Source organism: Rhizobium sp. NFR07 (assembly GCF_900111905.1).
Lineage (GTDB): Bacteria > Pseudomonadota > Alphaproteobacteria > Rhizobiales > Rhizobiaceae > Neorhizobium.
The window spans coordinates 118,137-132,749 of record NZ_FOKM01000013.1 but is presented as its reverse complement, the minus strand read 5'-3'; the positions used below and the strand labels follow the sequence as shown (position 1 = coordinate 132,749).

The 14,613-nt window shown below is 61.6% G+C and carries 10 protein-coding genes; 5 read left to right on the top strand and 5 right to left on the bottom strand.

What is annotated here, in order from left to right; all coding sequences use genetic code 11:
* Positions 1-33: 33 nt before the first annotated feature.
* Together BM216_RS33655 and BM216_RS24370 are read right to left on the bottom strand one after the other, a co-directional pair.
* Positions 34-411, bottom strand: coding sequence for a hypothetical protein (locus BM216_RS33655; RefSeq protein ID WP_143102853.1), 378 nt, complete (start codon positions 409-411; stop codon positions 34-36).
* 78 nt (positions 412-489) lie between these two features.
* Entirely contained in the window at positions 490-708 is a 219-nt protein-coding gene (locus BM216_RS24370; RefSeq protein WP_093001821.1) for a DUF1674 domain-containing protein, read from the bottom strand.
* A gap of 125 nt (positions 709-833) precedes the next feature.
* On the opposite strand from BM216_RS24370, the gene htpX reads away from it, so the two are divergent.
* From htpX to purH, 4 genes are all read left to right on the top strand, one after another.
* On the top strand, positions 834-1,811 hold the full coding sequence (gene htpX / locus BM216_RS24365; protein ID WP_093001820.1) for a zinc metalloprotease HtpX: 978 nt from the start codon (positions 834-836) through the stop codon (positions 1,809-1,811).
* Positions 1,802-3,199: an RsmB/NOP family class I SAM-dependent RNA methyltransferase gene (locus BM216_RS24360; RefSeq protein WP_093001819.1), complete on the top strand. Its 1,398-nt coding sequence runs from the start codon at positions 1,802-1,804 to the stop codon at positions 3,197-3,199. Before htpX ends, BM216_RS24360 begins: the two co-directional genes overlap by 10 nt.
* A gap of 158 nt (positions 3,200-3,357) precedes the next feature.
* Positions 3,358-4,977, top strand: a complete 1,620-nt coding sequence (locus tag BM216_RS24355; RefSeq protein ID WP_244530309.1) for a heparinase II/III family protein — start codon at positions 3,358-3,360, stop codon at positions 4,975-4,977.
* 100 nt (positions 4,978-5,077) lie between these two features.
* Positions 5,078-6,694 (top strand): bifunctional phosphoribosylaminoimidazolecarboxamide formyltransferase/IMP cyclohydrolase, encoded by a 1,617-nt coding sequence (gene purH, locus BM216_RS24350; protein WP_093001818.1) that lies wholly within the window; start codon positions 5,078-5,080, stop codon positions 6,692-6,694.
* A 9-nt stretch (positions 6,695-6,703) separates the two neighbouring features.
* Here purH and BM216_RS24345 read toward each other — a convergent pair whose 3' ends face one another.
* Together BM216_RS24345 and BM216_RS24340 are read right to left on the bottom strand one after the other, a co-directional pair.
* Positions 6,704-8,104: an MFS transporter gene (locus tag BM216_RS24345; protein WP_093001817.1), complete on the bottom strand. Its 1,401-nt coding sequence runs from the start codon at positions 8,102-8,104 to the stop codon at positions 6,704-6,706.
* A gap of 32 nt (positions 8,105-8,136) precedes the next feature.
* The gene (locus BM216_RS24340) at positions 8,137-12,897 is read right to left on the bottom strand and encodes an NAD-glutamate dehydrogenase (RefSeq protein ID WP_093001816.1); all 4,761 of its coding nucleotides are present in this window, start codon (positions 12,895-12,897) and stop codon (positions 8,137-8,139) included.
* A 217-nt stretch (positions 12,898-13,114) separates the two neighbouring features.
* On the opposite strand from BM216_RS24340, the gene BM216_RS24335 reads away from it, so the two are divergent.
* Positions 13,115-13,798 carry a carbonic anhydrase gene (locus tag BM216_RS24335; RefSeq protein ID WP_093001815.1) on the top strand — a complete coding sequence of 228 codons (684 nt, stop codon included), beginning with the start codon at positions 13,115-13,117 and terminating at the stop codon, positions 13,796-13,798.
* 2 nt (positions 13,799-13,800) lie between these two features.
* On the opposite strand, the gene BM216_RS24330 is transcribed toward BM216_RS24335, so the two are convergent.
* Complete coding sequence (locus BM216_RS24330; protein WP_093001892.1) at positions 13,801-14,610, bottom strand: lytic murein transglycosylase; 810 nt, start codon at positions 14,608-14,610, stop codon at positions 13,801-13,803.
* Positions 14,611-14,613 lie beyond the last annotated feature (3 nt).

Sequence of the window (14,613 nt, the reverse complement as noted above, 5' to 3'; positions counted from 1 at the left end):
AATAGGAATTTTATCTTACAAAACCTAGGTAAATTAGATTTCGCCCTCGATTTTTCTGAATTGTTTCGCGCCTCGTTTATATCCTGGGCGAGGAGCTTTTGATGAAATATCCGTCAGCTCGACATCGAAGCATTCATCGAAACAGAACAAACGCCAATCCGGTATAGGAGCCGTACTACTCTGGCCATCGACCTGCAAGACGCTCATGGCGGCCCTGAACGCAGAACTCGTGCCAACAGTGTGAACTTCAACGACCCTCGGAAGTCCATTATAGGTTATCGACAAGCATACGCCTTTTCCCAAAGCATCCATGGCAGCCGCTTTGTTGCTATTTGCCTGGCTTATGTTCTTTGGCTTGTATGTTTTTACTTTTGTCGTAGGGCTGCCACCCCAGTAAGAACGAGTTGCCAACTTTGAATCTCCGACTCGGATGAGTTGGAAACTATTATCATCACATCTGCCAGATGAAGCTAGCGCTAATATTAGTTCTTAGAAATCGATGGCTCGGCCGTTGATTTCCCAGTCGCCGAAGCGCGACGGATCGGCTCCGCCGCGGCCGCCGAACTCTTCGGGCAGATCGGTTTTCGCGGCGGCCTGGCGCCGTTCTTCCGCTTCCTTCAAGGCCCGCTCTGCTGCCGGCGAAAGCGTTTTTTTGGCCGCACCGTCTTCCAGAGTGGCTTCCGTATTGTCGTTATCCGCGCTCTGCATCTTTCGGATCACCGCAAGGTTTATTGAAAATTCAGGTTGAATTGACCACATGATAGGCCGTTCACAACCGCTAGAAAACCCTCGGGTGAAACCTGAGGGATGAAATCGGCAACGGAGAGATGACGATGAATGTGATGCGCACCGCCATGCTTCTGGCCTTCATGACCGCCCTGTTCATGGGCGTCGGGTTTCTGATCGGCGGCAAGGGCGGCATGATGATCGCGCTGGTGATTGCTGCCGGCATGAACCTGTTTTCCTACTGGAATTCCGACAAGATGGTGCTTCGCGCCTATCACGCCCAGGAAGTGGACGCGCGCAGCGCGCCGGAATTCTACAACATGATCCGTGACCTTTCGGCCAATGCCGGCCTGCCGATGCCGAAGGTCTATATCTACGACAATCCGCAGCCGAACGCCTTTGCCACCGGCCGCAATCCTGAAAATTCCGCGGTCGCAGCCTCGACGGGTCTACTACAGGCTCTTACCCATGAGGAGGTCGCGGGCGTGATGGCGCATGAGCTCGCCCATGTGCAGAACCGCGATACGTTGACGATGACGATCACGGCGACGCTCGCCGGTGCCATTTCCATGCTCGGCAACTTCGCCTTCTTTTTCGGCGGAAACCGCGAGAACAACAGCAATCCGCTCGGTTTTATCGGCGTTCTCGTCGCCATGATCGTGGCGCCGCTTGCCGCGATGCTGGTGCAGATGGCGATCAGCCGGACGCGCGAATATTCTGCCGACCGTCGCGGCGCAGAAATCTGCGGCAATCCGATGTGGCTTGCCTCCGCGCTCGCCAAGATCGCCGGTTCGGCGCGGGTCATCCACAATGATGATGCGGAGCGCAACCCGGCGACAGCGCACATGTTCATCATCAACCCGCTCTCGGGCGAGCGCATGGACAACCTGTTCTCCACCCACCCGAATACGGACAACCGCATTGCCGCCCTGCAGCAGATGGCGGGCGAGTTCCGCGGTGGTGGCTCGACGGGACCGTCTTCGGCTGGTAGACCGCAGCGCACCGCTCGCTCCGTGCCGAATTCCGGCGCAAACAATCCCTGGGGCCGCGGATCGGATGAACCGCGCAAAGGTCCCTGGTCTTGAACGACACGAAAAACAAGAAGCCGAACAGGCCTGTCAGAAATAACTCGTCGCCCGCTCGCCAGAGCGCGGAGCCGAAGAAGCCCGGGCTGGAAGTCCGGGCTACCGCCGCAAAATTGCTGGCAGCCGTCGTCGATCGTAAGATCTCGCTCGATGGCATTCTCGACCTTACCCATGGCAATCCGGCCTACAAGGCGCTCAGTGATGCCGACCGCGCCCTGACCCGGGCGATCCTCACCACTGCGCTTCGCCATCTGCCGCGGCTCGAGGCTGCTATCGCCTCGATGATCGATACATCGCTGCCGGACGGCGCGCGGGCGCTTCATCATGTGCTGGTCGTCGCCGCGGCGCAGATCCTGCATCTTGACGTGCCCTCCCATGCTGTGGTCGATCTCGCGGTCGAACAGGCCAATCGCGACCCGCGCAACCGCCGCTTCGCCAAGCTGGTCAACGCCGTGCTCCGCCGTCTGGTGCGGGAGAAGGATGAAATTCTCGCTGCGACGGCGTCCGTTTCCCCGGTGCCGGACTGGTTCCGTGCGCGGCTTGTCGCCGCCTATGGCGAGGCTGAAGCTGCGCAGATTGCGGAATCGCAGCTAGTTCCGCCGACGATCGATCTCACCGTGAAAGCCGACGCTACGGTCTGGGCGGAGAAGCTGGGTGGCAAGCTGTTGCCGACCGGCAGCATTCGCCTGCCCTCCTTCGAAGGATCGGTTACTGCGCTCGAGGGTTTCGACCGCGGTGAATGGTGGGTGCAGGACGCGGCGGCTGCCATTCCTGCAAAGCTGTTCGGAGATCTGAAAGGCAAACGCGTCGCGGATCTTTGTGCTGCGCCCGGCGGCAAGACCGCGCAGTTGATTTCGGCCGGTGCCGAAGTGACGGCCGTCGAGCAGTCGCCGAACCGTCTGGCACGACTGAAGGAAAATCTTTCGCGTCTCGGCATGACGGCGGAATTTATGGCGGGTGATCTCCTGACCTATGTGCCCGAGCAGAAGCTCGACGGCGTGCTGCTCGATGCCCCCTGCTCTTCCACGGGCACGACCCGCCGGCATCCCGATGTGCTCTGGACGAAGAGCTTGCCGGATATCGAAAAGCTCGCCGCCCTTCAGGAACGGATGCTTCGCCATGCCGTGACGCTGGTAAAGAGCGGCGGATTGGTCGTCTTCTCCAACTGCTCGCTCGATCCTATCGAAGGCGAGGAGCTGATCGACAAGGTTTTGGCGGATATGCCGACATTATCGCGTCTGCCGGTTGATCCTGCGAACTGGCCTGGTCTGGAACAGGCGGTCACTGCCAAGGGCGATTTCCGCACAACGCCCTCAATGTTGCCGTCTTCCGAGGGCTATCCGGGAGGAATGGACGGGTTCTTCGCGAGCGTGTTGCAGGTCCGGTAAGGAATTTTTCACCCTACCGGCACATAAATCTAATTTATCTAAAGTTGTTTCAGCTGATCGAGCATATACCGATCCCTGCGGAGAACCCCAGAGTGACCACGCGGCTGACCGATCGCCGAAGGCTTCTGCTCTCCGGCTTGCGGGAAATGCGACGGCGAATGCGCCTTCGCACGGCGCCCCTGCGTGTCGCCATGTCCGGGCTCGTGAAATCGGTGCCCGAACGGCTGATCGTTGCGCCGACGGATTTGCGCTCCGTCGATCCGTTCATTGCGCAGGAAATCTTCGATGGCCGGTTTCCCCTGGCCGGCCGGGTTCTTGAAACTTTCGGAGATTCACCATTCGCGGTGGAGCTGCCTTCGCGCGCTTTTGCCGAGCGCCTTCATGGCTTCGGATGGCTTCGCCATATCCGCGCCGACAAGACCGACGTGGCTTGTGCTCATGCTCGCCATATCGTGTCCGACTGGATCAGCGTGCACGGGCGCAGGCGGCGCGGCATTGCCTGGGATCCGAATGTGGTGGCAACCCGCGTGATCGCGTGGCTTTCCCATTCGCCGATCATCCTTCATGCCGCCGAAGCGGGTTTCTATCGCCGTTTCATGAAAAGCCTCGCCTATCAGCTCGGCTACCTGCGCAAGATCGCAAGCTGCTGCCCCGATCCGGAAAGTCGGCTGAGGGTCAGGACCGCGCTTGCGGTTGCATCGCTCTCCCTGCCAATGCGCGTCAGCGCCATCCGCCGCGAAAGCCTGGCGCTCGACCGCGAACTCGACAGGCAGATATTGGCTGACGGGGGGCATGTGTCGCGTAACCCGCGTGCCATACTCGACATTCTCATCGATCTCCTGCCGCTGCGGCAGACCTATATCAATCTCGGCTATGACCTGCCGCAGAAACTCATCCCGACCATCGACCGCATGTATCCGGCGCTCCGCTTCTTCCGTCATCAGGATGGGGATCTCGCCCTGTTCAACGGCGCGAGTGCGACGCCGGCGAGCGAGCTGATGTCCGTCCTGCGTTATGACGAATCTGCCGGAAAGCCGTTCAAGGCCCTGCCCCAGATGAATTATCATCGGATGGCCGCCGGTAACGCGATCATGATTGTCGATACCGGCTGCCCGGATTCGATCGAGGCCTCGCACGGCGCCCATGCGGGCTGCCTGTCGTTCGAAATGTCATCGGGGCGCCATCGCTTCATCATCAACGCGGGAGCCCCGAAATTCGCCAATCGCATCTACCGGCATATGGCGCGGTCCACGGCTGCTCATTCCACGGCGATCCTGCAGGAGACGTCCTCCAGCCGGGTGATCAATTCCAGCTTCGCTGGACAGATCCTCCTGCCGGGCGTGTCGGAAACAGAGATCGAACGACGTGACGACAACCATGGCAATGACTGGCTGCGCGCCCGGCATGACGGCTATAAGGACAATTTCGGCTACACGCACGAGCGGGAAATCGGTCTCAGTGCCGCCGGCGACAAGATCAAGGGGTGTGATCGGTTTATCCCCGACGAGGGACGGGACAAGAAGCAGAAGCTGGCGGTCGCGCTGCGGTTTCACATCCACCCTTCGATCACGATTTCGCGGCGTGACGGCGAAAGCGTGACGTTGCGGGCGCCCGATGGCGACAGCTGGATCTTCGCAGCTCCCGGTCTCGAACTGGTCATCGACGAGGATCTCTTCTTCGCCGACGTCTCGGGCATGCGCCCGAGCCAGCAGCTTGTGATCGAAAGCCCGATCGAAGGCATGCGTGAAATACGCTGGATGCTGAGGCAGGGCGAATAGGGCAGATCGGGCGAATAGGCGTTTCCTCTTTTCGCCAGCTGTGCTAACCGGCCCCATCCCCTTTCCGCCCTTCTGTGGCATGCTCTTTCAGGAGAGACCGATGGCCGTCGTTTCCAAAAAAATTCCCGCTCCCGATCGCGTCAAGATCCGCACCGCCCTTCTTTCGGTGTCCGATAAGTCCGGCATCATCGAGCTTGCCAGGGCTCTGTCGGAACAGGGCGTGAAGCTCCTGTCCACCGGCGGCACCCACAAGGCGATTGCCGCTGCCGGTCTCGACGTCACCGATGTTTCCGAGGTCACCGGCTTTCCGGAGATCATGGATGGTCGCGTCAAGACGCTGCATCCGAACGTGCATGGCGGCCTCCTCTCCATCCGTGACGATGAAGACCACGTTGCGGCGATGAAGGAACACGGGATCGAGGGTATCGATCTTGCCGTCATCAACCTCTACCCGTTCGAGGAAGTGCGCGCGGCCGGCGGCGATTATCCGACGACGGTGGAGAATATCGATATCGGTGGCCCGGCGATGATCCGCGCCTCGGCGAAGAACCATGCCTATGTGACGATCGTGACCGACCCGGCGGACTATGCGGCTTTGATCGAGGCGCTTAAGGCCAATGGCGGCGAGACGGAATATGCTTTCCGCCAGAAGCTTGCCGCCAAGGCCTATGCCCGCACGGCCGCCTATGACACGGCCATCTCCAATTGGTTTGCGGAAGCGCTCGAGATCGAGACGCCGGTCTATCGCACCATCGGCGGTGTGCTGAAGGAAGCAATGCGCTACGGCGAGAACCCGCACCAGAGTGCCGGCTTCTACGTAACCGGCGAAAACCGTCCCGGCGTTGCGACCGCCAAGCTCTTGCAGGGCAAGCAGCTCTCCTACAACAACATCAACGATACCGACGGCGCCTTCGAGCTGATCGGCGAGTTTGCCGCCGACCAGGGTCCGGCCTGCGCCATCATCAAGCATGCCAACCCCTGCGGCGTTGCCACCGGATCAACGCTGAAGGATGCCTATCTGCGCGCCCTCGCCTGCGATTCAACCTCGGCCTTCGGCGGCATCATTGCGGTCAATCAGCTTCTCGATGCCGAGACGGCGGAAGAGATCGTCAAGCTGTTCACCGAGGTCATCATCGCGCCGGAGGTTTCCGACGAGGCGCAGCAGATCATCGCGGCGAAAAAGAACCTGCGCCTGCTCGTGACCGGTGGCCTGCCTGACCCGCGCTCGCGCGGCATCACGGCAAAGACCGTTGCCGGCGGCCTGCTGGTCCAGAGCCGTGACAGCGGCGTGATCGAGGATGTCGACCTCAAGGTCGTCACCAAGCGCGCACCGACCGCGACCGAGCTCGAAGACCTGAAATTTGCCTACAAGGTCGCCAAGCACGTCAAGTCCAACGCCATCGTTTATGCCAAGGATGGCCAGACTGCAGGTATCGGCGCTGGCCAGATGAGCCGTATCGATTCCGCCCGTATCGCCGGCCTGAAGGCTGAAGATGCGGCGAAGGCGATGGGCTGGCCGGAACCGATGACCAAGGGTTCGGCTGTCGCGTCGGAAGCCTTCTTCCCGTTCGCGGACGGCCTTCTCTCGGCGATTTCCGCCGGTGCCACCGCCGTGATCCAGCCGGGCGGTTCCATGCGTGACGCCGAGGTGATCGCCGCTGCCGACGAGCACAATGTCGCGATGGTCTTCACCGGCATGCGCCACTTCCGGCACTGAGGCTGGCAGTTACTTAGCCGGAGTCCTTCCGGCTTTGTCCGCCGGGTAAGGTGTTGCGATGAGCAGTGCCAAACCGGCAACCAGGAAGATGGCGAGCGTCGTCATGCCCAGCCGCGCGGAGCCGCTGGCATAGGTGACGAGCGAAAACAGGAGGGTGGCGAGGAAACTCGTTGCCCGTCCCGACAGGGCATAGATGCCGAAATAGCGGCCCGTCTCCGACAGATCGATCGAGCGGGCGAGATAGGACCGCGACGAGGCCTGTACCGGTCCGAAGGCGATGCCGATCAGCAGGCCGAAAAGAATGTAAGCTTTTTCCGCGGTGGTGCCGAAGAGACCGCCGCTGTCCTCCATCGACAGGGGCAACAAGCCGAAGAAGACGAAGCCGGGGCCGGTGGATGCAATGCCCAGTGTCGCGATCAGCAGAGCCAAGAGGCTGATCACCACCACGACCTTGGAGCCGAAGGCGCGGTCCAGAGAGCCGGCGGCAATGCAGCCGAAAATCGCGACGACGTTAAGGATGATGCCGTAGATTCCGATCTCGATCGTCGCCCAGCCGAACATGCCGGCGGCGAAGACGCCGCCCAGAATGAGCAGGCCGTTGACACCGTCCTGATAGAGCATGCGGGCGATCAGGAATTTCGCGATGCCTCTGCGCTGGCGCAGCTCGCGCAGCGTGCCTTTCAATTCGTGCAGACCGGAGCGGACCGCCGAGGCGAGCGGCAGGCCTTTCTTTGCATCGGGGGTGAAGAAGAACATCGGCAGGATGAAGAGAAGGTACCAGATCGCGGCCAGCGGCCCGGTGATGCGTGCATCCTCGCCCAGCGCCGGATCGAGCCCGAAAAGCGGCGGGATGCCGATCAGGGTGACGCCGGTCTCCGGGCTTGCGGCAAGCAAGGTCACGACGGCGATCAGGACGATCATGCCGCCGAGGTAGCCGAGGCCCCAGGCAATGTTGGAAATCCTGCCGACATCGTCGCGCGAGACGAGGTGGGGCATCATCGAATCGTTGAAGACGATCGAGAATTCCGAGGCAATCGAAGCCAGGATCATGAAGGTGATCGGCCAGACGAGGGGAGAACCCGGTGCGGCGAACCAGAGCATCAGCAGGCTGATGATCTTGACGAGAGCGAAACTCGCGATCCACGGCTTGCGTGCGCCGGATTGATCCGCAATCGAGCCGAGGATCGGCGACAGGATGGCGATGACGATCGAGGAGGCGGTCGCCATGTTGCTCCAGGCGGTCTGCGCGGAGACGGGATCGTCCGTCAGCCGCGAGACGAAATAGGGTCCGAAGATGAAGGTGGTGACCACGGTGAAGAAGGGCTGGGCTGCCCAGTCGAACAGCATCCAGCCCCATATTCCGCGCCGGCTCACCTTTGCCGGCGCATCATCGCGATCGGAAACGCTCATCCTGGCCTCCGCCTGTCGTTCCAGCTGCCCTTCTAGAGCGCCCGTCCGTGCGCCAGATCACCCAGCAATCCAGCGGCAACGGAGATCTTCGGCAGGGTCAGGTCGCCGCTTTCCCCAAGCGTCATGAGCTCGGCACCGATGCGGTTGACCCGAACGCGGTCGGCCGCGATCCAGGCGGCCACGGGCTTCTTCTCCTTGCGATGCTCCGTCAGCGCGGCCGTGACGATGTCTCGGCGTGCGGATGCGAGCTGCTGGAGACCGCGCGACAGAGCGAGGCTTTCGTAGTGATCCGAGGTGCCTATCCGTTCGCCGGCCGCGATCAGGCGGTTGACGCGGAAGGTCTCGGTTACGGCGAAATAGCTTTCCGTGGCACGGGCCATGGTTTCCCCCGTCCGGTCGGCGATCAGCATGATCTCCGGCACGATCACGAGCGCGGAGAGCATGCGGATTTCACCGATGAGATCCGTGGGCGCACCCTGGGCTTCAAGTTCAGCTGCCAGAGGAGCTGTCTCGGCAATGACGTCGTCCGTTACGGTTGCCCGCAGGCCCTTGATCGCGGCCTTCAGCCGGGCAACGGCCTCGGTCATCGGCGCGGCGCCGATCTGCGTCTGCAGGGCCAGATAGGTGCCGATGATGATGATGCGGTTGATCTGGGCATAGAGATCGTTCTGCGTCCGCCCCGGGATCTGCGTGTCGAGCGCATCAATGCGGGCCCAGAGCTCCGGCAGGTCGAACCCGTCGCGGATAAGGAATGCCGCCTTCACCACGTTTGCAGCGGTGGCGCCGGTCATGTCGCTCATCAGCTGGATGAAGCCCGGTCCTCCGCGATTGACGGCTTCGTTCGCCAAGGCGGTCGCCACGATTTCGCGGTGCAGTCGGTGGTTCTGGATATCAGCCGCATAGGGCTTCTGCATCTTGGCCGGGAAGTAGGCTTTCAGGACGGCCGCGAAATAGGGGTCGTCCGGGATCGGGCTCTCAAGCAGCGCATCGAAGAGAACGATCTTCGAATAGGAGAGAAGCACGCCGATTTCCGGCCTCGTCAGCGGCCGGCCAGCCGCATAGCGTTCCGCAAGCTCGGCATCATCCGGCAGGGTCTCCACCTTGCGGTTGAGATTGCCTTGTGCTTCCAGCACCGACATGAGGCGGGAAAGCTGCTCGCGATTTGCCGTTCCCCGGCGCTCGACAAGCGAGATGGAGAGCGGCTGCAGATAGTTGTTGCGCAGAACGAGGGCTGCCACTTCATCCGTCATGGAGGCCAGCAGCTGGTTGCGCTTGGCGCGGCTGAGGCGGCCATCCTGCATGGCGGCATTGAGCGCAATCTTGATATTGACCTCGACGTCGGAGGAATTGACGCCGGCCGAGTTGTCGATCGCGTCGGAATTGCAGCGTCCGCCGGCAAGCGCATAGGCGATGCGGCCCTTCTGGGTAACGCCGAGATTGGCGCCCTCGCCGATCACCTTGGCGCGTACTTCCGCGGCGGTGATGCGGATCGGGTCGTTGGCGCGGTCGCCGACTTCCGTGTCCGTCTCAGAGGCCGCCTTGATATAGGTGCCGATGCCGCCGAACCAGAGGAGGTCAGCCTCGCTCTTCAAGATCGCGGTCATGATCTCGAGCGGCGTTGCCGTCGTCTTGTCGATGCCAATCGCCGCTGCCGCCTGTTTCGTCAGCTTTACCGATTTTTCGGCGCGGGAAATGATCATCGCACCGTCGGACAGGGTGCTGCGGTCGTAGTCCTGCCAGCTCGAACGCGGCAGCGCGAACATGCGGCTGCGCTCGGCGAAGGACTTGTCGGTATCCGGATCCGGATCGATGAAGATGTCACGATGGTCGAAAGCTGCGATCAGCCGGATCTTCGGCGACAGAAGCATGCCGTTGCCGAAAACGTCGCCCGACATGTCGCCGACGCCGATGACGTTGAAAGGCGTCGTCTGGATATCGACATCGATCTCGCGGAAGTGCCGCTTCACCGCTTCCCAGGCGCCGCGGGCGGTGATGCCCATCTTCTTGTGGTCATAACCGGCCGAACCGCCGGACGCGAAGGCGTCGTCCAGCCAGAAGCCGGCTTCCTGCGCCAGCCCATTGGCGGTGTCGGAGAAGGTCGCGGTGCCCTTGTCGGCGGCGACGACGAAATAGGGGTCGTCACCATCGATCCGGATCGTGTTCTTCGGCCCGACGATCTCGCCCTCAACGATATTGTCGGTGATCGAGAGGAGCGTGCGGATATAGGTCTTGTAGGCTTCCCTGCCCGCATTGAAGATTTCCTCACGGGTGCCGCCGGCAGGCAGTATCTTGGGGAAGAAGCCGCCCTTGGCGCCGACCGGCACGATGACGGCGTTCTTGACCTGCTGGGCCTTAACAAGGCCGAGGATCTCGGTGCGGTAGTCCTCGCCGCGATCCGACCAGCGCAGACCGCCGCGGGCGACCTTGCCGAAGCGCAGGTGAACGCCTTCCACCTCGGTGCCGTAGACGAACATTTCGCGGAAAGGCCGCGGTTCCGGCAGGCCGTCGAGCTGCTTGGGATCGAACTTGAAGGCGAGCATCCGGTTCGGTGTCCCAGCCTCGTCGCGCTGGAAGTAGTTGGAGCGCAGCGTGGCATCGACGGCGTTGACGAAACGTCGCAGCGTGCGGTCCTCGTCCAGGCTCGGGACGGCGCCGAGGCTTTCCTCGATCGTCTCGTGAAGCTGGGTAAGCTTTTTCGTTCTTGCCTTTTCGCCAAGGGCGGGATCGAAACCGACGCGGAAGAGCTCGAATATCGATGCCGAGATATGCGGATATTTGACCAGCGTATCGGCGATATAGGTCTGGGAATAAACGATGCCCGTCTGGCGCAGATAACGGGCATAGGCACGCAGAACCGTTGTCTCGCGCGCGGAGAGGCCGGACAAGAGAACGAGACGGTTGAAGCCGTCATTGTCGATCAGGCCTTCGAAGGCGAGCAGGAAGGCTTCCTCCAGCAGAGGGCCTTCGCGCAACAGGTCGATCTCGCGATTGTCACGGAGCTGCAGCTCCATGTCGTGCAGGACGATGAGCTTGGCTTCCGGGCCGGCATGGATCTCGAATGTCTGTTCGCTGACAACGCGGAAACCGAGGTTTTCCAGAAGCGGCACGCGGCGCGAGAGCGACAGGTGGTGGTCGCGATGGAAGATCTTGAGCGAGACCGCGTTCGGCTCGTCGGTCGGGCGCCGGTAGAATTCGATGCGGATCGTCTCGCCGGCCACGCAGGCCGCGATGTCCGGCAGGTCCACGAAGGTTTCTTCGGGCGTGAACGCTTCCTGGAAGGCGTTGGTGACCGAGAGCCTTGGGCCATCTCCTGCAAGTGCCGCGAACTGCTCGTCCCACGGGAGCGCGATCAGGCGGATCGCTTCTTCGAGCTTCGCCTGGGGAATGCGGGGCGTCTTACCGCCGCTGCGGCCGATAATGAAGTGAACGCGGGCCACGCCGCCCTCGGGGAAGGCCGGATAATAGGCGGAGACATGGCCCTCGAAGACCTGCGCCAGATAGGCGCCGACCTTCTCACGCACCAGCGAGTTGTAGTCTTCGCGCGGTACATAGACGATGGTGGAAACGAAACGATCGAAGTGGTCGATACGCGCCAGTACCCGAACCCGCGGCCGCTCGTTCAATTCCATGATCTGCTCGCAGAATTTTGCCAGCAGTTCGCGGTCAATCTGGAAGAGATCGTCGCGCGGATAGGATTCCAGCGTGTTTTCCAGCATCCGGCCCGAATGGCCGTAGGGATCGAAGCCGAAATGCTCTTCTATCCCGGCAACCTTCGCCCGCAGCAACGGAACGTCGCGCACGGATTGGGTATAGGCCGTTGCCGTGAAGAGGCCGACGATCCTGAGTTCACCGACGACGCGGCCGTTCTCATCGAAGCGCTTGACGCCGACATAGTCCATATAGGCGCGGCGGTGGACGACGGATTTCACATTCGCCTTGGTGACGATGAGGAATTCAGGGCCGTCGAGGAATTCCAGGATTTCCGGCGTGGTCGTGACCTGATCCTTGCCCTGGCGCAGGACCAGGACGTCCGGATCCGACAGGATGCCGAGGCCCCTGCCCTTGCCGCGCTCGACCTTCGCTTCCGATCCCTTGCCCGAATAGACGTATTCGCGCATGCCGAGGAACATGAAATTGTCGTCCCGCAGCCAGTCGATGAAGGCCAGGGCCTCGTCGCGATCGGCGCCCTTTCTGGGCTTTGCGTTGATCAGCTGCTTTGCGGCACTGTCCATCGTGTCCAGCATGGCCGACCAGTCGGTGATCGCCAGATGGACCTGATCGAGGATGAAGCGAATGCGTTCGATCAGGTGGCTCGTCTGCTCTCCGTTCAGCTGGGCGACATGGATCTGGATCAGGCTGACCTGATGGGCCGGATCGACCGGTGCCTCGTTGCTGCGAAGCGCCGGTTCCTTGCCCGGCTCGATCGTCAGGATCGGGTGCACGGCCATGCTGATGCCGCGATGGTTCGCGGTGACCTCGCCCATGATGGAATCGAACAGGAACGGCATGTTCCGGTCGATGACGGTCAGTACCCATACGGGCACGCCGCCCGGCTCGACGCCCGCAATCTGGGTGATGGTGATATCGGCGCGGACGCGGTTCCACTGTTTCAGGCGGGCGCCGGCATGGGCGGCTGCAGTGCCGAGCATGTCGGGCGTGTAGGCGGCCAGATCGTCATCGCTTGCGCGCCCGAACAGGATTCCAGGATCAAGAAAATCCTTGTCAGCCTTGCTTGCAGCTGCGCGCGCGCCCTCCATCTGCTTGTTGCGCTTCGGGCTATGCTTCCAGACCATGACCTCTCCCTTTCGTGGCTGAATGCTCCAAACAGACCAGTCGAATCTGTTCAACGCGGAGCAAATAGCATTGTTATGACGACCATTATTGACACGATGTGGCAAAGCAACCGTCAATGCGCAACAAAATCGCCCTGGGGCTCACGGGCTGGGGATTGACGGCCTTCTCGGAGCGGACCGTTGATCTTCCTACAAAGCCGTAATAATCGTTGCCGTCATGACGCACTTTCCAGACAAACTGCTTGCGGGCTACCGCAATTTCATGAGCGGTCGCTATAGCGACGAACGCGAACGTTACCGGGTGCTCGCCGAAACCGGCCAGAAGCCCCATACGCTTCTCATTGCTTGTTGTGACTCCCGTGCCGCGCCCGAGACGATTTTCGACTGCGGCCCGGGAGAACTCTTCGTCGTGCGCAACGTCGCCAATATGGTGCCGCGCTACGAGCCGGACAGCCAGTTCCACGGCACGTCGGCTGCGGTCGAATATGCCGTGCAGGTGCTCGAGATCCGCAATATCGTGGTGATGGGCCATGGCCGCTGCGGCGGTATCCAGGCAGCGCTCGATCCGTCCATGAAGCCGCTCTCCGATGGAGACTTCATCGGCAAGTGGATGGGGCTCGTCCGGCCTGCCGCCGCGCAGATCCAGAGCAACGACCTGATGACCCAGAGCGAGCGCCAGACGGCGCTGGAACGGGTATCGATCCGCAATTCGATCGCCAATCTCGAGACTTTCCCCTTCGTCCGCAAGCTGACGGAAAAGGGAGAGCTCGGCGTTCATGGTGCCTGGTTCGATATTTCGAGCGGCGAATTGTGGGTGATGAACGAGAGGGGCGATTTCATCCGCCCCGATCTCGAGGCGCAACAGGGGCCTGCCGAACCGGATCAGGCCCCCGCTTCCTGATTTTACCGACCGTCGATCTGGGCGCCCATATAGGCGATAGCCCGCTGATAGACGCTTGCGGCATTCCAGCCTTGGATGGCGCCGAAATTCGGCTCTCCAGGCTGGTAGCCTGCACCGGTTGACCATCCATGGCCCTTGAGGAAGTTGGCGGTCGACGCCAGCGCGTCGGCGCGCGAACCGACCATGTCGACGTGACCGTCGCCATCGCCATCGGCGCCGTAACGAATGACGTTCAGCGGCAGGAACTGCGTCTGGCCGATTTCGCCATGGGCGGCACCGCGTGCGCTCGTGCTGAGATCGCCACGCGCGACGAGCTGCAGGGCTGCATAGAGCTGTTCGGTGAAATAGGCCGAGCGGCGGCAGTCATAGGCGAGGGTGGCAACGGCCGAAAGCGTGTGCTGGTTGCCCATGAAGCCACCAAAGCCGGTCTCCATGCCCCAGATCGCGATGATCGGGCCGGCCGGGACGCCGTAGCGTCGTTCGAGGCGGTCGAAGAGTGCTGCGTTGGCGGATTTCATCTTCTTGCCGCGCGCAATGATCGTGGTCGCACCGCGCTTCTTCAGGAACTCGTCGAAGGAGAGCTTGAAGCTGCGCTGGCCGCGGTCGGCACGGATGGTCTCGCGATTGTACGAGACATTCGCGAAGGCCCGCTGGACGACCGAGGCGCTGACGCCATTCGACGGAGCCGCGCGCTTGAAGTCTTCTACCCAGCTGTTGAAACCGGATGAATCGTTACCGCATTGCTGCGCGGCTGCCGGACCCGCAACGGCCAATCCGGTGAAGACCAATCCTGCCAATAAAATCTTGTTCATGCG

Excerpts from the sequence above, each read along its gene's own strand:
- BM216_RS24370 (WP_093001821.1), bottom strand. The coding sequence starts at position 708 with ATGCAGAGCGCGGATAACGACAATACGGAAGCCACTCTGGAAGACGGT.
- BM216_RS24335 (WP_093001815.1), top strand. The coding sequence starts at position 13,115 with ATGACGCACTTTCCAGACAAACTGCTTGCGGGCTACCGCAATTTCATG.
- htpX (WP_093001820.1), top strand. The coding sequence starts at position 834 with ATGAATGTGATGCGCACCGCCATGCTTCTGGCCTTCATGACCGCCCTG.
- purH (WP_093001818.1), top strand. The coding sequence starts at position 5,078 with ATGGCCGTCGTTTCCAAAAAAATTCCCGCTCCCGATCGCGTCAAGATC.
- BM216_RS24355 (WP_244530309.1), top strand. The coding sequence starts at position 3,358 with ATGCGCCTTCGCACGGCGCCCCTGCGTGTCGCCATGTCCGGGCTCGTG.
- BM216_RS24345 (WP_093001817.1), bottom strand. The coding sequence starts at position 8,104 with ATGAGCGTTTCCGATCGCGATGATGCGCCGGCAAAGGTGAGCCGGCGC.
- BM216_RS24330 (WP_093001892.1), bottom strand. The coding sequence starts at position 14,610 with ATGAACAAGATTTTATTGGCAGGATTGGTCTTCACCGGATTGGCCGTT.
- BM216_RS24340 (WP_093001816.1), bottom strand. The coding sequence starts at position 12,897 with ATGGTCTGGAAGCATAGCCCGAAGCGCAACAAGCAGATGGAGGGCGCG.